This is a genomic window from Methylobacterium iners (assembly GCF_022179305.1).
Lineage (GTDB): Bacteria > Pseudomonadota > Alphaproteobacteria > Rhizobiales > Beijerinckiaceae > Methylobacterium > Methylobacterium iners.
Map to the genome: position 1 here is coordinate 20,937 of NZ_BPQP01000065.1, position 22,684 is coordinate 43,620.

The 22,684-nt window shown below is 55.0% G+C and carries 16 protein-coding genes and 1 pseudogene; 6 read left to right on the top strand and 11 right to left on the bottom strand.

What is annotated here, in order from left to right; translation table 11 throughout:
• Positions 1 to 57 precede the first annotated feature (57 nt).
• Positions 58 to 3,324 carry a glycosyltransferase gene (locus MFF55_RS19255; RefSeq protein WP_238245727.1) on the bottom strand — a complete coding sequence of 1,089 codons (3,267 nt, stop codon included), beginning with the start codon at positions 3,322 to 3,324 and terminating at the stop codon, positions 58 to 60.
• A gap of 577 nt (positions 3,325 to 3,901) precedes the next feature.
• On the opposite strand from MFF55_RS19255, the gene MFF55_RS19265 reads away from it, so the two are divergent.
• The 3 genes from MFF55_RS19265 (at position 3,902) to MFF55_RS19275 (ending at position 5,479) form a co-directional block, all read left to right on the top strand.
• Positions 3,902 to 4,183: a hypothetical protein gene (locus tag MFF55_RS19265; protein ID WP_238245728.1), complete on the top strand. Its 282-nt coding sequence runs from the start codon at positions 3,902 to 3,904 to the stop codon at positions 4,181 to 4,183.
• Between the two features lie 448 nt (positions 4,184 to 4,631).
• Positions 4,632 to 4,868, top strand: coding sequence for a hypothetical protein (locus MFF55_RS19270; RefSeq protein WP_238245729.1), 237 nt, complete (start codon positions 4,632 to 4,634; stop codon positions 4,866 to 4,868).
• A 470-nt stretch (positions 4,869 to 5,338) separates the two neighbouring features.
• A complete protein-coding gene (locus MFF55_RS19275; RefSeq protein WP_238245730.1) occupies positions 5,339 to 5,479 on the top strand; it encodes a hypothetical protein in 141 nt (46 codons plus the stop codon).
• A gap of 119 nt (positions 5,480 to 5,598) precedes the next feature.
• Here MFF55_RS19275 and MFF55_RS19280 read toward each other — a convergent pair.
• A pseudogene (locus MFF55_RS19280) lies at positions 5,599 to 6,837 on the bottom strand (IS3 family transposase).
• Between the two features lie 344 nt (positions 6,838 to 7,181).
• Here MFF55_RS19280 and MFF55_RS19285 point away from each other — a divergent pair.
• Together MFF55_RS19285 and MFF55_RS19290 are read left to right on the top strand one after the other, a co-directional pair.
• The gene (locus MFF55_RS19285) at positions 7,182 to 7,385 is read left to right on the top strand and encodes a hypothetical protein (RefSeq protein WP_238245731.1); all 204 of its coding nucleotides are present in this window, start codon (positions 7,182 to 7,184) and stop codon (positions 7,383 to 7,385) included.
• A gap of 233 nt (positions 7,386 to 7,618) precedes the next feature.
• On the top strand, positions 7,619 to 8,257 hold the full coding sequence (locus MFF55_RS19290) for a sulfotransferase family protein (RefSeq protein WP_238245732.1): 639 nt from the start codon (positions 7,619 to 7,621) through the stop codon (positions 8,255 to 8,257).
• Positions 8,258 to 9,538: 1,281 nt separating this feature from the next.
• On the opposite strand, the gene MFF55_RS19295 is transcribed toward MFF55_RS19290, so the two are convergent.
• The 9 genes from MFF55_RS19295 to MFF55_RS19330 form a co-directional block, all read right to left on the bottom strand.
• Positions 9,539 to 10,333, bottom strand: coding sequence for an ABC transporter permease (locus tag MFF55_RS19295; RefSeq protein WP_238245733.1), 795 nt, complete (start codon positions 10,331 to 10,333; stop codon positions 9,539 to 9,541).
• A gap of 366 nt (positions 10,334 to 10,699) precedes the next feature.
• Positions 10,700 to 10,828: a hypothetical protein gene (locus tag MFF55_RS26865; protein ID WP_283206771.1), complete on the bottom strand. Its 129-nt coding sequence runs from the start codon at positions 10,826 to 10,828 to the stop codon at positions 10,700 to 10,702.
• 203 nt (positions 10,829 to 11,031) lie between these two features.
• The gene (locus tag MFF55_RS19300) at positions 11,032 to 12,303 is read right to left on the bottom strand and encodes a hypothetical protein (protein ID WP_238245734.1); all 1,272 of its coding nucleotides are present in this window, start codon (positions 12,301 to 12,303) and stop codon (positions 11,032 to 11,034) included.
• A 131-nt stretch (positions 12,304 to 12,434) separates the two neighbouring features.
• Positions 12,435 to 13,499 carry an inositol monophosphatase family protein gene (locus MFF55_RS19305; RefSeq protein WP_238245735.1) on the bottom strand — a complete coding sequence of 355 codons (1,065 nt, stop codon included), beginning with the start codon at positions 13,497 to 13,499 and terminating at the stop codon, positions 12,435 to 12,437.
• Between the two features lie 616 nt (positions 13,500 to 14,115).
• Complete coding sequence (locus MFF55_RS19310) at positions 14,116 to 14,322, bottom strand: hypothetical protein (protein ID WP_238245736.1); 207 nt, start codon at positions 14,320 to 14,322, stop codon at positions 14,116 to 14,118.
• Between the two features lie 244 nt (positions 14,323 to 14,566).
• Positions 14,567 to 14,866: a hypothetical protein gene (locus MFF55_RS19315; protein WP_238245737.1), complete on the bottom strand. Its 300-nt coding sequence runs from the start codon at positions 14,864 to 14,866 to the stop codon at positions 14,567 to 14,569.
• A 598-nt stretch (positions 14,867 to 15,464) separates the two neighbouring features.
• Complete coding sequence (locus MFF55_RS26870; RefSeq protein WP_283206772.1) at positions 15,465 to 16,166, bottom strand: class I SAM-dependent methyltransferase; 702 nt, start codon at positions 16,164 to 16,166, stop codon at positions 15,465 to 15,467.
• Between the two features lie 285 nt (positions 16,167 to 16,451).
• Positions 16,452 to 19,229: a rhamnan synthesis F family protein gene (locus tag MFF55_RS19325; RefSeq protein ID WP_238245738.1), complete on the bottom strand. Its 2,778-nt coding sequence runs from the start codon at positions 19,227 to 19,229 to the stop codon at positions 16,452 to 16,454.
• Entirely contained in the window at positions 19,229 to 20,827 is a 1,599-nt protein-coding gene (locus tag MFF55_RS19330; protein WP_238245739.1) for a class I SAM-dependent methyltransferase, read from the bottom strand. The genes MFF55_RS19325 and MFF55_RS19330 overlap by 1 nt, the downstream gene beginning before the upstream one ends.
• 323 nt (positions 20,828 to 21,150) lie before the next feature.
• Between MFF55_RS19330 and MFF55_RS19335 the strand changes: the two genes are divergently transcribed.
• Entirely contained in the window at positions 21,151 to 22,314 is a 1,164-nt protein-coding gene (locus tag MFF55_RS19335; protein WP_238245740.1) for a hypothetical protein, read from the top strand.
• Positions 22,315 to 22,684 lie beyond the last annotated feature (370 nt).

A 22,684-nucleotide genomic window follows, 5' to 3' on the forward strand; every position in this document is an offset into this window, starting at 1 on the left:
GATTAAGCAGCGTTAGTCTCCCAGCGCGTCAAATTCGAGGCGCCGCGCCCATCGCGTTCAGATCCAGTGCTCAACCGAGTCCTGATCGATATCAGCAGCAATCGTATCAGCCAGCACAGCCAGTGGGTCAGGGCCAGGTAAGATCACGGACTGTCGGCCTACGATTCCCGAACGCCAGCGCTCAGCATGCGGCGCGATTAACCTGCACAGCCCCGGGACGTCGGGCGTCGTTTCGATGGGGTAGACGCGGTGCGTCGTAATATCGGAAGCTATAACCGGTAGTCCCATCGCGAGCGCCAAAGCGATGCCGCAATCAGCGCCTTGCCAGCGCTGCGTCGTCACATAAAGGTCACTGGCTGCCAACAATTCGACGAGGTCAGCGTTGCTCACGCCGCCATGTGCCACGAGGTCCGTCGGCAGACGATTGGCTGGGTAGCCAATGGGGCCTCGATCCACCGCCACGAATAGCGCACGCCCTGCAAGCGCCGGATCAGTGAAAGCATATTCAGCTGCAAGGGCAACCAAGTCGTTAAAGCCGTTATATCGACTCTCGGCTTCGCCCGTATGGCAGTAACTGAGCACAACGAACCGGTCGGAAAAGCCGAATTTCTCACGCAAGGTCGATCGGCGCTCCTCCCAAACGTTCGACCAAACCGCGTTCGGCACGGGGCCGTCGCGAAGGAGAACCGTTTCCTGACCGAACAGTGCATCCTGTGCCGCGACCGAGGTGCAAAAGACGCGACGTGCCAGCGAGGCGCAGACGCGCTTCTCTAGGATTGCATCCTCCCGTTCATCGCGATCCGGAAACAGATCTGGGGAAGGGTCGCCATGATCTATCAGATAGACGAGTGGGCGTCGGCCGAGAAGGCGGGTGACCGCGAAGAACGGTGCGGTATGAGCAACGATCGCATCGACACCCTCCTTTATTGCGAAGGTCGCGGCCTCTCCAACATCTGCAAGTACGACGTGCCGGCAGTCATGGACCTCAAGATCGCGCGCTTGATCAAGACCACCGATAATGACTTCGAAGTCCCGGGATAATAGAGAAACTTGCTGCTCCGCGACCATGCGCCCGACATGGCTTCCAACTCCTAGAAGACTGCTCAAGAGCAACACCCTGTGAGTCCCGCAGGCGCGACGTCGCCAACGAGGAACCACCCGCGGCGGCACAGCAAGGTGACCGACCTTCGTCAATGACAAGTTCGGATTGTAGAACGGATCGTCCCGGATGACGGAGGCATGTCGACGTCGTACCAGGTTGCCCTCGCGGATGCTGCGGCTCCGAGCGGCACGACTTACCGTTCGACCGCGCGAGAGTGACTCGTGATGATAGAGAAGGGGCTCGGCAACGTAGAGGTTGCGATACCCGGCCTCGCTTGCTCTGCAGCAGAGGTCCACGTCGTTGAAGTCGATACGCAACAATGGATCGAAGCCGCCGAGCTCTTCAAAGAGCGCGCGTCGGATTGCAAGGCAGGCACCGGTGACCGCACCAATCTCGCGGGTCGTGTCTACATTGCGCGCAGTGGCAGCCGGCAGATCAACAAGGACGTGCCCGCCAATGTTGTCTATTCCGAGCACCACCCCGCCGTGCTGCACTGTGTCATCCGGATAAAGCAGTTGTGCACCGACGGCACCAACGTCAGGCAGCTTGGCTAGACAAACAAGCTTTCGCAGCCAGTCCTCCTGCCGGATTGTTATATCGTTGTTGAGGAAAATTAGGATCTCTGAAGCCGATTTTGCTGCACCGTCGTTGCAGATTTTCGAGAAGTTGAATGTTCCAGACGAAACGACAACACACACTCGAGAACTCGATACGATCCGATCGAAATACTCAAAGGTTTCATCCTCGACAGAGTCATTGTCCACTATAATGATACGATATCGGTCCGCGCTGTAATCAGTCACTGCGAGAATGCTGTCGATACAATCTCGCAGTAAGCCACTCCGATCGCGCGTTGGAATGATAATATCAACGGTTGGGAGCGAAACGAGCGCCATAGTAAACGGCAACCATGTTCTATCAGCACCGGGTACGGGTTGATTCATCCGCGATGGCAGCACAGCCTCCTCGACAATTTGATGGTAGAGGATAAGTGGAATGCGCACGACCTGCGAATGATTGAACTGAAGCAGCAGATCAGCCCATTTCCTATCGGAGTTGCCTGGCTGGGTGAGAGCAATGGATATCGCCTTGCGCGTGCGTGATCCGTTGCGCAAAGCGACTAGCAAACCGGCGTAGGGCACCTGCCGCATGAAGACGGGGGACATCGACGGCTTGAACACGGGCGCATGCCGCACACCAACATGATCAATTCGATCGTGGTCGCTATAGGCAGCTTCTGCCCCCGAGTGGCTGAGTGCAAACGCGAACGTATGACAGGCGTGAGGCCGCAATCGGCATACTCCGGTGCCGAGGAGGATGACCTCACCGTCCTTGAGACTATCCAGCGCACTGCCGATAGTGTCGACGCAGAACACCCGAGGCTCAGCCGTTGCTAGTGCGACAACCGTCGCCCATGACGAGGTGTCCAAACACGGAGCGCGCAACAAACACGCGCACCAATCTGCGCCAATCTGATCGGTAATGGCCTTTAGAAATTCCTTGAGTTTAGTGACACTTTGCTCATCGACGAGAAAGAGGCAACGAACGGCCGGCAACTTCGGGCTAGCGATAATTATTTTGCGGTCTTTTTCAGTAAAATCATCGTAAACTGCAAGCCATCGCTCATAGCGTGAGCTACCCGTCGGAAGATATCCTCTCCGCAGACCAATCCGGAGGAAATGCACAATCGGACTTGGGAAGTTAACGCGGTACTCCGGGTACGTAAGGGCATAATGTTCGGCATCGAAGCCCGGGCCAGGATTACGTAGCTCAACTGCCCCATATTCTAGGTAATGTATAAGCGCGTCTTTACCGCTTCGTGCGACGTCCGGGTAAGCCTCGTAATACCAAGCCTCGTCGAGCAGACCGCTTGTGCGGAGAAGATAAATCAGAGACTCATCATCATTTGAGAGCCAATGTGGTGGCTCTTCACCTTGCTCGCCCTCATCAAGTGCCCGTAGGAAAGGTGGCATTGGATCCAACCCAGCCTCGGGGAGCGCATTCAGATATCGGCGCGTGTCAAAATTCGGGCCGGGATCCCGATGCTCGTACATGCCGTGCTCGCAGAAATGAGCCAATGGACCTGCATCTGATGTCCTGACGTCAGGATACTTTCTGAGATACCACTCTTCATCGAAAAGGCTCGAGGTTCGAACGCGTTCGGTGCATGCCTGAATGCTGGGAGAAATTCGACTGCGGCGCTTGAACGGAAAAAATTTCATTTCGCTGCGCTCTGTCGAGCACTGACCAAAGGTTTTCTACCGAGAATTATACGCCAGCGACATGCATCGTCTGTAGGCTTGACTTGAGGCATTCTCAATCCGTGAATTTCTTGTCGTCGATAAACTTGTATAACGCCTTTACTTAACGCGTATCTGTGCAATCTATCTTTGACCGAAGCATCTTATTTCGAAAGCCTGGAGATTCGTAGGATGGCTCGTTCGCGACGCGGATCGGGCCCAAAATCCCGCTCAACTGAGCAGGCATTAGTTACTGGGTGCAAGACTGATGCAAGCACAGACTAACGTCTCAAGCCCTTATGCGTCTAGGGCCAGTCGTCTCTTGAACCTGTTTCAGGCGTTGGCGTTCTGCCCCTTTGTACGAGGAGATCTATCTTAAGAAGGTGCACTGGACCATATCGAAGCCGCTAGTGAAGGCCTATCGACCCAGAGGGAAGACACTGCTGAGTGATCTGCGTCGGACGTTGTCGGCGATCCTCTGACGTCACCGATACGGACCCAAGTGGCGCGCGATCCCTGAGACGATGGGGTAAGTGTGGGGGGCAGCTCAGATAGGAGGATGATCTTCAGCGCCCGCCTGAAATTGATTCTGGTGATGGATGGTCTTGCAGTGTTAGTTAGAGGGAGAGCGGAACCGGTCGAACGCTCAGGCCTTGACCCGTCGAGTTTACAACCGACGGAGTACGCGATGCGAGTATTTCAGGTGAGACAGACGACGACGGGCATCATTCTTTGGACGGATACTGGGCCAGATGAGGCATTCGTTCTCGAGATCATGATCCACGAGGCAGGCTACGTGGATGCTGCTCATCTCCCGCAAACGATCCAGATCGTGGGTTGAAGGTTGAGACTCTCAACTTTTGGTCGATTTTTCAAGTGAATGGACGCAGCGGGGGCGACAAGGGACAGCCTATTGTTTGGCTTAAGCCGGGTAGCACGGCGGGTTTGAGGTAAGGCGGCGCTGGGCCGCACGGTTTTAACTGAAAGAGGAAACTCGCATTATGAACATATCGGAAGGATAGCTTAGCGGTGGTTGTGAGACTGACGCCCAAGGGCTTTATGAGGGTATCGTGACGCTCGACGACAAAGGCGGAGCGACCATTGCTGCGGTTCTTGCCGGCAACTCGCAGCGAGCTTAGCTCAACTGCTGATGGTCATCGTCTGGACCTCACGGGAGCAATTCGGGCCGAGATTCACGTAAGCTGCAGAATCTTCAACCTCAACACTAACGAGACGGCAAAGATAGATGCATTTTGCACGGCGATCCTATTGGCGAGACTAGTGAAGCAATGACCGAGATGCCCCGAAGATTAACTAGGACGCTCGCCACCGCGCACACGGACGGCTACGTGCAAGCTTTGCGAGACGTGCGCAGGTGGGCTCAAGCGAGGATCTCGAGCGAAGGCTCCTCGTCCGATGCCCAGTCGGACCTCAAGGCCATGATCCTTGCCATCGACAATCGCATGGCGGCCAAGCAAGGTGCGATCTGGTGTGACGATACCTGGGACGAGCCGTCCAGTGGTTGAGAATGTCTGTGTTGGTCCGTTGCCCTGGCGCGGGACCTATGACTACAGCCGCGTACCTTCCCCGACGTCCTAGTTGACCGGACCGAGATTGACTCATCAGAGCGCATCCGCCCACTACTGCAGACCGCCCCAATGTGTGGGTTCCGACTGCAACTCGTGCACCGTAAGGCGTCGATAATTGACGGCATCGGAGGCGTTACCCGGCTTATTGATGGCATTATGCCACGGGCCTAAAATCATCCTCTGCGTCAGCTATGTCCACATTGAGCGCCTGGACAGCGGGTGCTGCTTGGAACCGGCACGGGAGGATCGGCGTCACGATGGCGGCGAAGGCTTTGCCGCGGGCGATCACAGATCGGTTTGGGGGTCTGGAGCTGGCGGCGGAGATTTAGTGTAAAATAACATTAACGAGGACCTCCGAGACAAGCGGCAAGGCCTACGCCGAGCTTTGCACAAAGCTAATCTCCTGAGTGGAGCCGCACGACACCATCAGTGAACTGCAGCTCTCCGGACGCAGCGTAAAGGATACGGCACAATCCATCAGCGATGTTGATCTGGCGATCGTGCTTGTTCCGCCGCCGGGCGGCCACAACTCGGCCTTCGTCACCTAGCGCGCGGGTTCATAAGGCGTTCGACGACAGTCAACAAAAAGCTTCGCACGGCAGGTGCCGGCGGGGTAGTGAAATGGCTGGAGTGCACCCCATTTGACCGGACAGGCAGCGGGGTGGGTTTATGCACTCCGGCTGAGGAACTCTCGGGGCGAGAGCATGCGCAGGCCGGAGTGCGGGTGGATCGTGTTGTAGTCCTCGAACCAAGCCGGCAGAAGCCGCATCACGGTCTTGGCGTCGGCCAAGATGGCGAGGCGGGCGTAGTCCCGCTTAAGCGTCTTCACGAACGCCTCCGCGATGCCGTTGCTCTGCGGGGAGCGTACCGGGGTGAACAGAAGCCGCAGGCCGAGCGCGGCGGCCGTCTGCACGGTCTCCTTGGCGGTTGTCAGCGGAGCCGTTGTCGGACAGCCACTCGACTGGGTGCGGCGTCTTCGTCGCGCCGAACCGGCGCTCGCAGCAGGCGATCATCAGGTCGCAGACCATCTCGGCCGAGATACCCGTCGTGGCAGCCGACCACGCCATGATCTCGCGGTCGCAGGCATCGATGGCAAACAGCACGCGGACGACCGCACCGTCCCGGCAGCGCAGTTCGAGGTGGTCCGAGCACCAGCGCACGTTCGAGCGCAACGCCACCACGATGCCGTCGTGGGTTCGGCTGGGACGGCGGGCGGTGTGCGGCGCGAGGGTGAGCCCGTTCGCCCGCAGGATGCGCAGCACCCGCTTGGCATTGACGCTCGCCTCGCCGCGCGAGCGCAGCACCCGGTTCACCAGCGCGGTGACGCGGCGATAGCCGTAGCTCGGGCGGGCATCGACGATCGCGCGGATCGTTGGCAACAGCCGCGCATCCTCGGGTTTGCGGTAGGGGCCACGCGGCCGAGCAGGTCGACTCAGGCGCTCGGCCAGGTGGGAGCGGGCCACGCCGAGCGTATCGGCGACCGCCTTCGTCGCGAACCGCCTGTCGGGCCGCTCCAGGAGGTGAGCGGCGAGGTCGGTTTTTTTGCGCGCGCGAGGTCGAGCGCCTCCTTCAGGATCTCGACCTCCATGGTCTTACGCCCGAGCAGGCGTTCGAGGTCGCGCACGCGCCGCTCCAACTCGCGCACGCGGCTGGTGCCGACGACCTCCTCGTCGGCGTGCACGGCCTGATGGCCGCCCTCCAGCATGCGTCGCTTCCAGGAGAACAGCAGGCTGGGCGAGATGCCGTAGCGGCGGGCCACGAACGACACGGAAGAGCCGGGCTGCTGGCTCTCCTCGAAGAGGCGGATCTTCTCGGTGGTGGACCAGCGGCGGCGGCGCTGCACGCCGGTCAGGATCTCGCCATGCACCGGCGGGGTGGTCGGATCGGATGACATAGCCTTACCCATAGGCCAACGCCTATGCCTTCGTGAGCTATGCCACCTGTCCGGTCAAAACGGGGTGCGGTTCAATGGCTACCCACGTCGACGCGGGCGCTGAACGGCGATGGCGAGCCATTGTAAGCTCGCCGAACTTGAGATCTAACCTACAGGCGCACCAACCGACGCTGGCACCGAAGAAAACCGTCACGCTCTGGAGTTAGGACAGGCTCCCCGACAAGCTGCGGTGTCACTGGCTGAACCGCCCAGTCTCTCGCGCCCACATCATGCACCGCCTGAACGATGGCGACGTTTAAACGAGCGCTCTCCCTTGTTGGCAGCGCAAGTTCATCCCGCCAACGCATGAGCATGTCATGCTGTTGGGGTGCGGGTTCGAGGCGACGGAGCGCAACATCGTCGAATTGCCGGTGACAGAAACCGCGATCGCCGGCAACTTCGTGGAAGATTGCGAAGAGAACGTGGCCCTGCTGAAGCTCTTTGCGTTTTTCAAAGACACCCTGAAGAAGCACGGCATCCTCCAGCCGGACTTCGCATCAATCGTGGCGCGCCTGCGTTAGATTGTATGCTCAAGGAGCGAGCAACGACGCTACGATGTGCGCGACCGTCACCGTGAGGCCCTAGGCACCCTCGTCAACTCAGCCTTCGACGAGGCTCATCTCTATCGGCTATGCCGACCCTGAAGATGCATGAAGCCTTCGTTAAAATGCCAGGTTGGCTAAATTTGCAATCTGTGGGAATGTCGCGGCGACGAGCGGGCTAGTGTTGAAAGTGCCCCGATGGCGGATTCTGCATGATTCCGGAACGTGTCGTGTCCTTGCATTTTCCGAAAGCAGGAGGATCTTCGTTGAAGATCCAACTACAGGAAGCGCTCGGCGAGCAGATGGTTTTGGATTGGGGTGCCAATCCTTTTTCTGAGTATGTTGAGCCTACCGCGGTGTTTCCTGCCGGAAAGCGATTGGTGCACGGGCATTTTACTGCACAGAGGTACAGTGCTACAGATGCATTCAAATTCACCTTTCTAAGACACCCAATAGACAACCTTATTTCGATTTATTTTTTTTGGAAGAATTGGCCAAATTTTGAGAACGTGAGTGTGTTGCACAGATTTCAGCGGGAACGCCCAAAGCTTCGAGAGTTCGCGCAGTACGATGAGATGAAGAATTTGATGACGAAGGTGTTCTTCAATAATTACGATATGGAGCGATTTGACTTCGTTGGATTTCATGAAGATCGGATGGCCAGCTTCAAGCGTCTTTCAGGTGAGCTGGGCTTAGAGTTAGATGGATCATTGCATGAGAACAGAACGAAGGAAGATCCTGAAAAGCTGGAAATTGAAAGCGATGCGAGTCTTAGGGCAGACCTATCATCTATATTAGCTGACGATATACGATTTTACGACAAGACGCGGAGCTTGTGGAGCCGATTGTAAAGTGCAGGAGAGGTCAGTCGCCTTGTAAGTTTCCGTGTGTGGCTTTCAAAGGTCTCTTGAGTACTTATTGGAACATGGCCGACAGCTGGCGATCCGCAATAGCAAGTTCAGTTACGAACGGTACGGCGATCAGCAAGATTGAGCACCAGCCGAAAACCATCTTCTGGATCATGGCTTGACTCTCTGCAAGAACCATTCGGCAAACTTGAGCAGGCTTTCTCCGGAGGCTACGTCGCCGCCGAAGACCGCATTGAGAGCTACGGTCAGATACTTGATGAACTGCCTAACTGTCTTGGCGTCCTAAGTTAACTTAACAGCCTCTTGAACATGGTTAGTATCATCGGAGCATAGGTTCGTGGTAAACTTGCTGGTAACCTCGGGCATTTGCGTCGGCGATGTGCTCGGGCCGGATCTGTTCAAGCATGCGGCGGGTCGGCTCCCGGAGGTGCGGAAAGAAGCCGACGGGATCGCCGTAGGGATCGAAAGTGGTCCGAGAACCGCGTCAGCGCAGAGCGGTACCACGACCCCGTCCCGCTCGTCGGCAAGGTGACCCTCCATGTCGAAGCACCCCATGGGGGCAGATCACTGCGTTGCTAAAACCGCCGGCATCACTGGACGAGTACGACCATATGGTTGGGCTTGGAAGTGTGTGGAGCCTCCTTGATGCGCGCATTCTAACGTATCAAAAGCCAATACGCCCAACGCGCGCGAACGCTTTTCTCGGAAGGGGGGCTACGCTGCCCTGTGCCGCGCCGTCACTATAGACCACGACCTTTGTGGTGGTTCTGCGCCTACCTGGAATCGCTACAACGGTTGTGCTCGTGGGCCACTCGACTGCGAAACCTTCTAGGCCGATGCCAAGCACGTGCTGGTACCGGAAGTCTCGCCCGGTGATACTGTCCTGATGGATAAGCTGGGCAGCCGCAAAGGGTTGGCCGTGCGCTCGACCACTGAAGTGGCAGGCACGCAGTTTCTTTCCCTCCCGCCCTACTCGGCGGTTTTCCACCCAAATTATATCGCTTCCGTTAAGCTCAAGCCTGGCTTGCGCGAGGGCGCGGGGCGTGCCGACTAGGGCCTATTGTCGGCCGGTAGACGTCATACGCATCCGAGCAGAGCCGGTCCGACGTTCAGCGCCTCCCGGCGGCATCACCTCAAAAATCTAACTTGACCGCAGTTGGAAATCTGTCGGTTGTATTACATAGACAAGACATTGATTGACATAGCACGACTACGTAAGCGAGCGCGGAACACAAAAGCGCTAGGTCGCGGTTTGATGTCTTTTCAGCCCCTCTTACGGACAACAAAACGTTCTAATAAAAGCCCAATGCTTAATGATCCCAGTGTCCAGATCATGATATAGATATAATCGATCGTTAAATTTGCGCTTGGCTCATAGGCAAGTCTCATCCATTCAATAATCTGCACTACTGGATTGTACTTGAACCACTCGTAGACTTCGTTGGGGAATACACTCGGGAGAAACATAACTCCACTGGTTACATACAGGACGATTCCAAACAACATGTACCCCATAAGCCATCCAGGAAAGAAGGAAATTATTCCGACATTGATAGTACCTAGGCCGATACCAAGCATAATGGCAGCGGTGTAGGCTGAAACTGCAACAAAAGGGTCAGATGGAAGAGGATCAATACCAATTGCAAAGAAAACAGCAAATACGACTATAAGCGCGAGAAATCCGGTGACAATTTCAACTATGATCCGGGCAATCAGAACGTCAAAGAGTTTTACCTGAGGGTAGTATGTGAGAGGCTTGTTTGTTATCACTGACTTCATTACCTCACGTGAAATGTATTGAAAAATCAGGCAAGGCACGGCCCCCGTGGCAATAAATGTTGCCGTATCTAAACTCATCGGTGATGGAAGTTTTTGAAAAACAAATATCCCAACTAACAAGAAGACGTGGAAGACGGGCCACAATACGACCACACCGTAACCGATGTGCGAACCACCGAATCGTGTGCGCATGTCCCGTAACATTAGTGCGCGGAGCACTTGTAGGTAGCCGTCCATTTTATTAAGTTTTGCCGAAACGTCCGGACGCTCGTTGCGCATGGAGGCTTGCCTCAATTCTGGCATATGAAATTGCTGTGTGAGCTTAGATAGCGACCAAAATATGTTGCTTGAGCAAGCAGATGATTTAGTAAGAGCGCTTTGACATTATAAATATTGATGAAATTGTTGTTGTAAATTAATATTTGTATATTTTAACTGACGTGAATGATAGGTTTATTTTAATTCGTCAAATGTTGATTTTAATACAATAGATGTCTATTTATCGAAGTTTTTTGAGTCTATTCTTTCTAGGCATGCTTGCGTCGATGTCCGTCTCGATCAGCATCTTTGATGGAAACGTTGTCGACGGTGTTCATGGTGCTTGACTTCTCTGGCACGTACTAAGCGCTCTAGAGCGGAATCCGCTCACGTAGCGTCGTATCCGGCTGCGGCGAAGTAGTTGCTGCATTCGGCTGGTGTGAAGGCGTCCAGGAGCCCGTCGGCTCGGCGCAGCTTCGCAACGATCTCCTCGGGCTTGGGTCGCTTCCTCGACATCGATCCGTCCGCCTGGCTCAAAAGCCATACTAAAGGGCGGACCACTCGGCTGGCGGCGGATCAGATGTGCAACCTGTAGAGCTTGATCACACCGTAAGCCGAGATCGGCGTCGTCTCTTGCGCGAGTGCAGCATCAGGCAGTGATGTCGGGTAAGGCTGGATTGCGAGAGCATAATCACGCACACGGTGAGAAGCGGCGCAGTCTAATTGATCTCACATACCAGTGAGACGTTGATGTCGGCTGCACTAACAATGGGCGACCCGTTGTCGTAGCGATTGATGTTCAACGTCGAGCCACCCGACGTAATAAAGCCTTGCAACATCGAGCCGTTGGCTTGGTCTCGCCCTGCCCCAACACAAAAACCACGAGCGGTCAAGTTTGACGGAAGTCCAACGACTAGTCCTCCCGTTCCAGTGCCTCTGCCACCCGCACCCCATTGAACTCGCACAATGAGGTCCAGGCGTTTCCCCACGATCTGGAATCGACCGGAAGAGTTCACTTTGCCCAGAGCGCCTCCAGCTTGAGCAGCGACGTCTGGCGTGTAGGTTGACCAAGGGCCAGGCACAGTCTGAACTTGGGCCGCCGGTCCGTTTGATGACTTTACCGTAAGTTGGTTTAGTTCGTTCTTTGATAAAATGACCGAGTTCGAATTGTTGCCCAAAACTATAGACCCGTCGGTGCCTTTGACGCGGAAAAGCGGAATACCCGGCGAGCCGAAATAGGCAAAATCCTCCCATGTGCCGCTGGCCGTGTTGGTAGCGTAGAAAGCGCGGTCAAGCGCCCCAAGATTGGCTAACGCTGCTATACCGAAACTAAGGCGGTTTACCCCACTATATCGCGACCGCCCTGTCTCTCCATTTTTACCGAACGGGTCGACAATCGCCAACTGGACGCCGACAGAATGCGTCTGCGAATATGGTGCGTTGGGGTTGATGCGAGTGGCCAGCAATTCAGTCCCAGCCATATAGCCAGGATCTCCGGCCTGCTGGACGTTAATCTGTATGCCGTCGAGATCGGAAGCGCTTGATTCGTCTGTTGGGGTAGGACCCGACTGCCTCACAAAAACTAGTTGGCCGTCAAGTTCACCCACTGGCGAACTTGTCAGCGGAAAACCTGATTTCAGGATGCTGGTGCCACGAGCGTAGCCAGCAGTGGAGGGGCCATTCTGCCCAGCGCCATTGTCGATGATTGTTACATGGTCGCCGATATAGCCATAATTTGGGCGAGGCCCAGGGGCGGTTCGCAGTAGAAAGTGTCGACCCTTCCATTCCTGCTGCGGGCGGGGATTTCCCACCGCCAGGTTTTCTAGCGGGTCAGCTTCAGAAAGGATTGTCTGTGGGTCAGTTGTTCCACGGGCGGCTTGAGACGAGTTCGAATCGCGCGAAGGCAAACGCTGGACGTTGTTGCTCTGCGCCAACACTGGGGACGGTGAGCAATAAAGCGCAATGGCGAGCATGCGAATAATGAGACGCATCGAGATACCCTTGAGCGTATGAGGGTCTGCAGAACGAAGCGTCCCGTCACTGGATGGCGGGCGCCCCTCCTCTATTCCATGAAATGGGCTTTGGCCGCGAACAAGTGAACTTCAAAAGGCATGAGTACGCCTCAATCCTCCATCGGCCGCGCCAACAGGATAGCCTGGCTTAGTCTCAAGGCCTGCTCCTCGTCGCGACAAAGAAGCCAAAGATCACCATGCGCTCGGAACTCGTGGTCGAATAAATTGATCATTGATAGTGGACACGGAGCCATGTCCATCCAGTGAAATAGGCGAAAGCCCAGCGGCTGCAGCACGGGCAGGATCGGTGCTAGATCCCAGAGCTTATGATTGACTAGGGTGGCGTCGAGGCGACCGGTCGCGACCAACGCTGCATCCGCGATTGCTGCACTTTCGCACCAGGGGAAGAGTCCCTTCGTGTAGTCCAACGTATAGCGCTGTGCAGCGACCGGCAGCCAGCCAATGTGATGGGTCCGCCGGATCGGGGGCTGCAAGGGACGAAGAGGACCCTGCATGCGGCCGTCCACCATGGGGCTCCAATACGATCCGCCGTCGTAGCCAGCCAGCAGAATGCCGCGCTGCTCTGTTGCGGGTTCGTGCACGACAGGCGCCGTGCGATCGTCGAACCAGGCGGGAAGAGCCATTACGCTCGCGATCGGCCAGCCGTGTCGGCAGGCCGCGATCATCGTTCCCCAGCCGGGCAGGCCCCCGGCGTATGGCTTGGTGCCATCGATGGGGTCGCCGATGAAGGTCCAGTCTTTCTGTGCGAGAAGGTCCCGGGCCCGATCGAAGCCCATGGCATCCGCCGTCTCCTCCTCGATCAGCCGCGGCCCGAACTGAGCGTGCAGCATCCTGCTGATCGCTAGGTCAGCCTCTGTCAACGCTTGTCCGAGATCGGCGCCCTTGTAGGAAACTGAGAGCCCATCGGCCCGGAGTTTAAGCGCGATTTGTGATGCATCCTCGGCGAAGCGAAGCATGCGGGTGACCACATCGGCCTGAGCACTTTCCACATGGCTCATGCCCTCACCGGCCGAGCTAGCAGGATCACCGTGCGGGTCATGTTCCGCCTGTAGCTCGCTTCGATCGCCGTCGAGCAGAGCCTGGACCGCCTTCGCAACGTCTCCCTCGACGATGGTCTTGGCCTTGAACAGCTCGCCCGTCGTCGGCTCAGCCATAGCTAAGCCTCGTTGTGCGACAAGGTTAAGCCCATCCCCTGAGCCATGCCAACAACCTGTTGAGACGAGAGCGCGAGGTTTTGGTCAATACAATGGAGGCCGAACCGATCGGCCACCACTACGACGCCCTGGTGGGCAAGGCGCAGAGCTGAAATCGCCTCGTGAAAGAGGAGAATATCGACAGGCGCAATCGACTCAGCTTCCACGGTCTGCCCCCCATCGCTACTGCAATCCAGCCGGCTCCTCCATCAGGCCTGATCCCCAGGCCAGCGCTACCACCTAACCGGTCGTAAGCGGCGGACTACCGTCAACGCTGAACTCGCCAATTTCGTTGGACGGTCGCTGAACGATTTTACCGGCCGTGCGCAGGGCAGCGATCACCTCCTTCAGGAGGGCAGCCGCAACGTCAGACTGGCAGGGCGACGAAGGGTCTGACTCCATAGCCAGCGGACTTTTAGCATGGGGTTGCTGCCGCGCGACGAAGAGGCGGAAACGTGATGAGCCCTTCCTCCGCTCCCTTGTCAAGGTGCGAATGCCTTCGGCGAACAGCGCGACGGACGCGGGCAAGATGGTGAGCCCGTCCGTCCTACGCTCATCGCACCAACCCGCAATCGCCTCAAGCTCTTCGGCTGTAAATGAAATGCTGCACCCGCATACGCATGAGCAGCGCCTTAATCTGCCGCAGTCCGTCCTCTGCCTCGTCGGTATCCGCGTCGTCCGCCACCAGGAATGCCATGTAGAGCGTCTGCTCGGTGCGGCGTTCTTCGGCCTCGCGGATCAAGGGACTGAGGCCGGAGAATTGGCTCTCAGCGATACCCGCCATAACAACTGGTCCGGCCTCACCTTACGGTGAGGCTGTGGAACTCCACGTCGATGCTGTCGTGTAGACGCTTCAGCCACAAGCGAAACTAGTCCCCCCTGGCCTGTGCTTGCTGCAGCTGCTCCTCGGTCCCTTGCAGGCGCAGTTTCGTTTGCTGCACTTGATGGGAAAGCGAGCGAACCAGAGCGTCCGCAGCCTCAGCACGTTCCTCAGCAGCCTTTGCCGTAGCAGAGGCCTGGGCCACACACTACTTGGCGAGTTCTTGTGAGCGCTGCACGAGGCAGCGGGCATCCTGCTGCTGCTTGCGGGTGCGCGCGGCAACCTGGCGGATCAGATCCAAGCTGCTGGATAAGTCTTTGTCGAGGTTGGTCTCCTGATCTGCTCCCAAGGGCGCCAGTGGCACCAACGGTACGACATTGTCTCTCCAACCTAAGATCGAGCTGCTGGCCTGCGAGACCGGATGGCCCAGCACGTTCGCATGCCCCGGCACTAGGTGTGGCCTGACCTGGTTCGAGGCAGCGCGTTCCGCAGGGGCAGCCTTGGCCAAGCGTGCCATCAGGCTGCCGCCGCATACACATGCGCTTGAGCGGTGCCTTGCGCGAGCTTGAACTCTTCACGGACTGCCTCGGTGAACGGGCAAACCGATCCTCGGCGTCATGCGTCCGTTCTTCAGCGGCCGCAACACGACCGTTGGCCGAACGGCTGACCAGCTCATCGCCCTGCTCGAACGCATGGACGGCAATCCTTGAGGATGGCGGCGACGTCGAACCGTCCCCCCGAGCGCTCCTAAGGACCACTCTTCACAGATCGTGTAGCTACACGGCTCGGACCTCGCCCATGGAGGGGACACCGACATGTGAAAGTCGCATCGACTACCAGCAGGCTTGCCGAACGTTAGCGCGGCTAGCCCATGCTTCACGATAGCGTGCCTCAGTCATGGAAAGTCCTATGCTGCGCTACTTCACCCACATCAACGACGGCACGCTTAACGTACGCGACGATTAAGGCATCAACCCGCCATTTATAGAAGCCGCGCGGCACGAGGCAGTGACACGTCCAAACAATAACCGCAATATTCGACCTGAAGCAGCTGCCTCGTAGCAAGTCGCTGATTTAGGATAAAACAATGACAAGCCTAAATTTTTTTAAACGTAAGCACAAATTGAAATAGCAGCTGGGAACTCAACAGCAAAGATCGAGACGTTTCTAAATCCAGCTTGAAGAGGTAAGGTCCAAAAATCAGCCCCGAATTCCGTGTAGACAAGCCAGTCGTCACCAGTCTGCGTAGGATCACCATGCCAGCTTTTCGGTAAACCTTCTCTCGACCGCGTTAGTCTACCGATAACAACTGGCACAGTATAGCAGATAGCACCGCCGCTCTTCAAAACGCGGGCACACTCCAAAAGCGCATGAAGCGGACTACTTACGTGCTCCAAAGTATCTGAGTGAATTACGAGGTCGAAACTCCTATCTGCGTACGGCAGCGCGTGCATGTCAACCTGAGGGTAACTACCGAAAGTATGACCAGGTAACTGCTTGAGAAATGGATTAAGAGTGCCCGCCTCGTTTATTTCTAGAATCTTAAAAGTAGCAGATTTCGCTGAACTTACAAATTCCGATAGTGAACCGTCAGCCACAACCGCGGCCAAAACTGCTTTAGCTAAGGCAATTGACCTTAGATTTGAACCACATCTCGAGCAACACCGCCCCTGTTGGGCGTCAATGTATTCGACCTCATAACTAGATAACTGCCACGCATTAATCAAATCAGGCCATAAGACTGGATAAGTGGCATTAAATGCTTGACCGCCGCACACCGAGCAGACAATTTGCCCTACCGTGCCCATACCGAAGCCCTTTCCTCGAGGGTTGTCAAAGGATCATTGTCCTTACATCGCAAGCAGACTCGCTATTAAAGTAAGCGGAGGTGTATGAAGATTTTTTAGTTAAGATAAGCCTTCAACCAACTTGCATAAATTAATTTAACTAGCAACCCGGCAGATGCGACCTATTAGTCCAATATTCACCTCATCAATTGAAGATTGAAACCCGCGCAACAAACGATCGAAGACGCATAAGCGCTCTATTTGAAATACTACCCCGACACTCACACTAGACACGTACCGGTATCCCTACCAAGTTGTACCAGGTACGCGAACGCCTAGTACATCGAACCCTGCAGCCCGCACAATGAATGGAATCAACCGTTCAAGGGCATGGAGGATTGTGCCGTCGTCGGCGACAGGCTCCACCGGATAATCCAGTGCAACCGAAGTCAACCTATTAATGGCAGAGGGTCTAGCCCAGAACATTGTACCGAGCGGAAAATCAAAGAAATCAGGTAATTCGACGTTGACCGGAGCGATCCCCATAGCACTCGCTAAATCAGCCGCTATGGACTTATTCTTATTCCAGCCTACGATATGAGGATCCTCAGCCATAATCAGACCGACATTTGGACGCGATTCGAGAGCATTCGCAATCGCGTCCATAGCAGGAGTTGCGCCACCAATTAAGTTTTCAAAAAGAAACCGGCACCACTCAGCCCCCATAACCTCGTCAGTAGTGGAACTTTTTTTTCCGTGTACGTGCCCAACAAGCTCATAATTGTGGCCTTCGAGCTCTGACAAAACATGTATGAATGGTGCTATATCACGGCCACGGTTAGGTAGAACGATAATTCTCACGTCTCCCCGATGACTCCGGAAAACAAGATCTAACTCTTTAGCTTTCGATTGTATATCGGTAGTTATATAAAGATCTACTGACGAGGAATTCAACGAAAGGCGGTAAGCAAGATCCCAGGCGTGATCGAGATAATGAAAATGAGCATGCAGTGCAAGGCGCAACCTTGTGGCTGAAGGCTTGGCCGAGGGTACTAAAACCTCACGGCTCCATGCACCATGTAATTGTCCGTTCTGACGCCAATGTACATAAGGATTGCGTCCCTCCTTAAGGCACTCGTCAGCATGTGCGGCAGCATAAACCTGGGGGTGAAACCCTGCCGTTGGCCGCCGGAAAAACGGATTGGAGGGATCAAGAACAAGGCCGTTTGCCGCCCACTGCTGCATCACCACGTTTGCCAGTTCCAGCGGGTCTGCAATTGGCGCCGCTGGAAATGCGATCAAATCCGCATCAAGAAATTCATCGTGAATTAGGGCGTCTAAATCAGCGCCACCAGTTAGACGAGCCGCTTCTACGCCAAAGCGATCTATTTGCTCGACGTAAGTTGACATTCGATACGTGCGCGCCGCCAGCGCCGCGACGGCCTCAGACATACGGTCGTACCAAGTGCGGTCACCTGCTAAGCGGCAGAACACCTGTGCGGCCGCCTGTACGTCCAGATGTGGTACAACCAATTCACAAGCAGTTTCATCACTGAGCAACACTTCTGCGGTTCCAGAAGCACCATCAAATGCAACTAAGGGAACACCTTTTAACATCACGTCTATACCGACGTTCGGCTGTGGATCAAGCCGCGAGCACATGAAAAAGGTATTCGCTCGACTATAATACTTGTCAATTTCATCGGTGGGCGGCAGAAAAATAACAGTGTCGCTGAGTCCAGATCTTGCGATCTGCTCCGAAAGATAGACTGAGTATCCCATGTCTTCTTCCGGATCGTAGCCACCACCGACCCATACAAAGCTTACATGAAGATCAGGGGCGAGACGCCGAACTGCCGCAGCAGTGGACACGAAAATGTCAACGCCTTTGCGCATTTGCACGTGGCCTGCACCAAGAATCACGAAACCGTCTGGGAGCTGGTCTGCATCTAGCGTTTTCTCTTTGCCCGTGATCGCTTTACTCACCACGCTTGGTAGGTTCACACGCCCTTGTGCGATTACATGAATATTGCCGCGCGATCTCAGCTGAGGCATGACTGCGTAAGCCGACTCAGCTACAATTCGCGCTGGAAAAACGACGTGAGCTGCCCAATGAAACATGTCGTGCAGCTTTGACACCGGCCTCGTGTAGCTGGCAAATTCGTGCACCAGCGCAATCACCGGCACGCCCATCGCCGCCAAGTGAGGCACTAACACCGATGTCTCAATGCTATTCGCTATCGCATACCGGGGCCTATATTGTTTAACGATGCGTTCAGCCACCCTCCGCATCTCAGTTTGCACGTAGTCTTGATACTCGAAAGGCCCGACTAGTGCACGGGAAGCATCAGTGAAGGCGTCCATTAGCTCGCCCCCCCGTAGGACAACTGAAACAACAGTATGCAGTTGGGTCAACTCGCGTACCAGCGCGAGTGCAAGCAGCGGAGCTCCTGTACGTGATGCTTCGTGAGCAATAACTAGAACACTGTCAGTAGGCTCCCAATCCTCCGCGAGAACGAGACCATCAGCCACAGAAGTTCCGCGGCGCCCCTCGCTGGCGCCATGATGGCTGAAATGGTCCAACAGGCGAAGACCAGGAATTTTGAGATCGGGGTAGCGCTCAACGTAGTACAACGGATCGAAGTTTGGCGAAGGCCGATGACCCAGAGGTTCCCCGACCAGGGCGTAGAGAATTGCGGGATCCAAACCTGGAGGTAAGTCCGCGCCGTACCAAACTGAATCGAAATACGGAGACTGCGAAATAACATGCGCCCGAGCCGCCGCAGCTTCGCTGTTTCCCGGAACGTTCTCATCGACTGCCCGAAGTATGAGCCAAGAAAAAAAGGCCGAGCCGCGGAGCCCCCCAAACTCATAGTACGGTTTTAAAAAAACTCCATCAAAGATTCGTGACGGAGCAGCCTCTTCACAACCAGAACTCAAGTAGTGATCAATGGCCGACTGCTCAAATGGTATTGCAACTTGAGAACGGTAAAACTCTTCGTCGAACAGACCGCTTTCTGCGATAAGTCTATGTTCGTCATTTTCAACAGACTGCGGCATTTCGTGTCGCGAAGGCGCTTTCATTATCGCTTCTCCAACAGAACTTTTCGCTGGAGACCCTTGGGCATCCATTTGTAAATCGGTTCTCTTACCTGCTTCACGACGAGATCGTAAAGCATCCGCCATTCCACCGCGATACGTTCTGCCTTTTGCGCTAAAAGCTCAGCTTTCTTAGCTCGTGACTCGGCTTGCCGGACTTGGAAACGCAAAGAAAGATCGTTCGCTATTTGCCGAGCCTTGTCCGCCTGAAGGAGGTCGCGCTCGCCCCTAATTTTTTTTAGTTCATGGTGCAAGTCGGTTGAAAGGTCATCGCGGACACGTTCAACCTCCACGATACGCCTTCGGCGCTCGTGCAAAATATCAGCCGCTAAGCGACGTAAGCCTCCGCTCAGCATCATTTCACGCCGCCGAGCAAGCGCGAGATTGCGTTCTAGATGCTCCAGAGCAGCCAACTTCTTACGAGCCAATCTAAGCTCTTCTTCGATGTTAGAGTTTTTAGCGCAAGCTTTCTCAAGATCGATATGAAGTTGTGCTACTGAGGCGCCAGCCCTCTCGCCGGCTGCGACTAATTCACCTCGTAAACCTGCGATGATTTCATCTGAATTTCGGTGAGCAGCTGACAGCTCACTCAGGGCCAACTCGCCTTGAGAAAGGCGGTGCCGAGTGACCTGAAGCTCCGCCTCGATCTCGGCATTCACTTCGCATGCTTCTCTGAGGCGCACTTCCATCCCGGCAGTAGCTGCCACCGCATGATCCGCGGCTTCCGCTAACCTTGCGTGAAGCTCAGCAACGACAGTATTTAAGTTTCCGTTGGAACCTCTAAGCTCCGCCAGCTCGAGTTCTGCAGCCTCCGCTCTCTTACTTTGTCTATCGACCTCGTCAATCAAAGATTGATAAGCACTGGCGTGACTTAACGTTGTCCCGACCTCGTCTGTGTGGATATAGATCGATGCAGGCGCGAGAGGAAGATCTCCATCCGATCCAATAGCGACAACGTAAGGACTACGAGGAACACTATTTGACGCTTCGAAATGCGAGTTACCACGGCGCTCAAACGTCATCCACTCGCATGCCGACTTGCTCAAATCTCTATATATGAGAGCTGATCCGACAAGTGGACGCTGAAATAACAACCGAACATTAGCAAAATGGCCGGCCAATGTGTCCGCGAACTCGTCTGGAGTTAGCTCGCAGACATGAAATGGGTTTGCCGCACTATTTGCGGGAGAGTAAACATCACGGTTGGGTGAGGATACGACAAAAAAGCCACCAGGACGAAGTACCCGCTTGACTTCTTGCAAAAAGCTAATTTGATCGCCAACATGCTCAATGGTCTCAAAAGAGACAACGACGTCTGCGCAAGAGTCCGATATTGGTAGCTTCCGAGCATCTCCATGTAAGTATCGAAGATTCGAATTCCGGTAGTTGACATTAGCATGATCAACGGCCTTCTGATCAATCTCGATCCCCGTTACGCTTGAGGCCGTTTGTGCAAGCAAGGCTGATCCATAGCCTTCACCGGATGCCACGTCTATGACGTCTCTGCCACGGCAAAGCTGTCGAGCAAGGAAATATCGGTGAAGGTGTTCTATCTCTATTTGACCGCTGACAGCGCTGGTCATTCGCTCGCCGGTCCAGGGAAAAGGTATCTCTGGTACCCTCCGCTCGAAAATTTCGCCCAATTCCAAGCCCCTCGCGCGTTGTAGCGAGGTCCTCATATCGGACAGGGTGTGGAACGTCTACCGCCGAGAATAGCCGCTCGGCTTAGGTTCTTAGGTCGACTTCAACGAAGTTAAGCTGTAAGACGTTTGGCCTCGCGGGTATTATGTGTCCATACCGAAGCGACCAAGCACCTTAAGGTCAGGTTATGCCTTCTATTCCATTCGTACGTCGAGGCAGCGATAATCACTTCCTGCTCTCGACGCTCCTCCATAGAAGTGACCAGTTGGCCGAGATGGTCGACGTACCAGTAGGCCAGCGGTATTTGATTGTTTTACCAGTGTTAGATTATATTAGATTATCGTTGAAGGATGATGATGGACGGATCGGGCTACTCAATGTTTCCGATGTCCAATCGTTGATTGAAGGACGCGCATTACTCATACTCGATTTGTCAAATGAGGGTCCTACATACGATCGAGAAATCTTCGATTCTCTCCATCGGCAGCTTGCTGTTCGTGGTGTACCTATGCACCGTGTTGTTTTTGTAAGTCAGAATCGTCTTCTCTCGCTTGAGTATAGACGTTACCACAACGACGGAATCGTTTTTTGGCAATCGGAGTTCTTTGTACAAACCATTGCAAACTGGCTCTCGGAACATGACAGCCAGAGGCTATTTGGTTCTAAGGCGTTCGAACGAGCCGACTACTCGCCACTGCGGGCGGCGGATGCACCATCTTCATTTATGTGTCAGAACGCCGCGGTTCGTTGGCACCGGGTGCTGATTTATCGATGGCTCACGCTCAGGGGCTTCAGTTCAGAGGGCATGGTGTCATTTTACGGAATTGGGCCTGACAACAGCAAAGCAAATGAAATTGATATCTACAATCCTCCAGATGAAATCAAGAATGAATTCGGTGATCTGGTCGCAGGGATTGAGGACTGGATCCCTCGGCGTGCGGAGAAGATGGACGCGAGCGTTGGTTCGGGAAATGACCTAGTTCTAACACTCGATGTCAAATCTTATGCATACTCCGATTTGTCGATTGTCACCGAGTCAGATTTCTTCGTGCCTGGCATCGAACGCGTGACTGAGAAGGCTGTAAAAGCTGCGGCAATGGGGGTGCCTTTCATTATCGTCGGTGCGCCCAGGTCAGTCCAGCGCTTAGCTGAAATGGGGTTCTGCACCTTCGACGGATTAATCGACCAGAGTTATGACTTGGTTGATGATCCTTTGAAACGGCTCCGCGCGCTATTCAAGACAATTGAAAGCGGCTGGGAGCGCTGTCGCAGCAATCCGGCCGCCTGGCGCAATGCTGCTCGCGACCAAGCCCTCGCAAATTTTCATCATGGAAAGGGTGGATTGGTGAAGCGACTTGATCAACTACTTACCATGCCAATGCTGTCGAGGATGTCGCGCTTTATTGAGGAAGGTGATGTAGTCGGTTAGCGATCGAAGATGTTCCGAGGTATCTCAATGATTAAAAAGTTGTTCCGTTCGGCGAAATTGCGCCGACCGATTTTCGGATTTGACACCGAGTATTATATTCTTTGGAATCCAGATGTTGCTGCTGCGGGATGCGATCCACTCCAGCACTTTCTGGAACATGGATGGAAGGAGGGTCGTAACCCGTGCCGCCACTTCAGCGTCCAAGGTTATTTGGCCGCTAATCCCGACGTGCGCAATGCGGGAGCTAATCCACTCATACACTTCCTGGAACATGGGATAATCGAGGGTCGTCGAGGCTGGCAAATCTGAGTGGTGGCGCATTCGGTTTGACACTGCACTCATTGCTGCTGGCACTCTCATCGATTGTGCG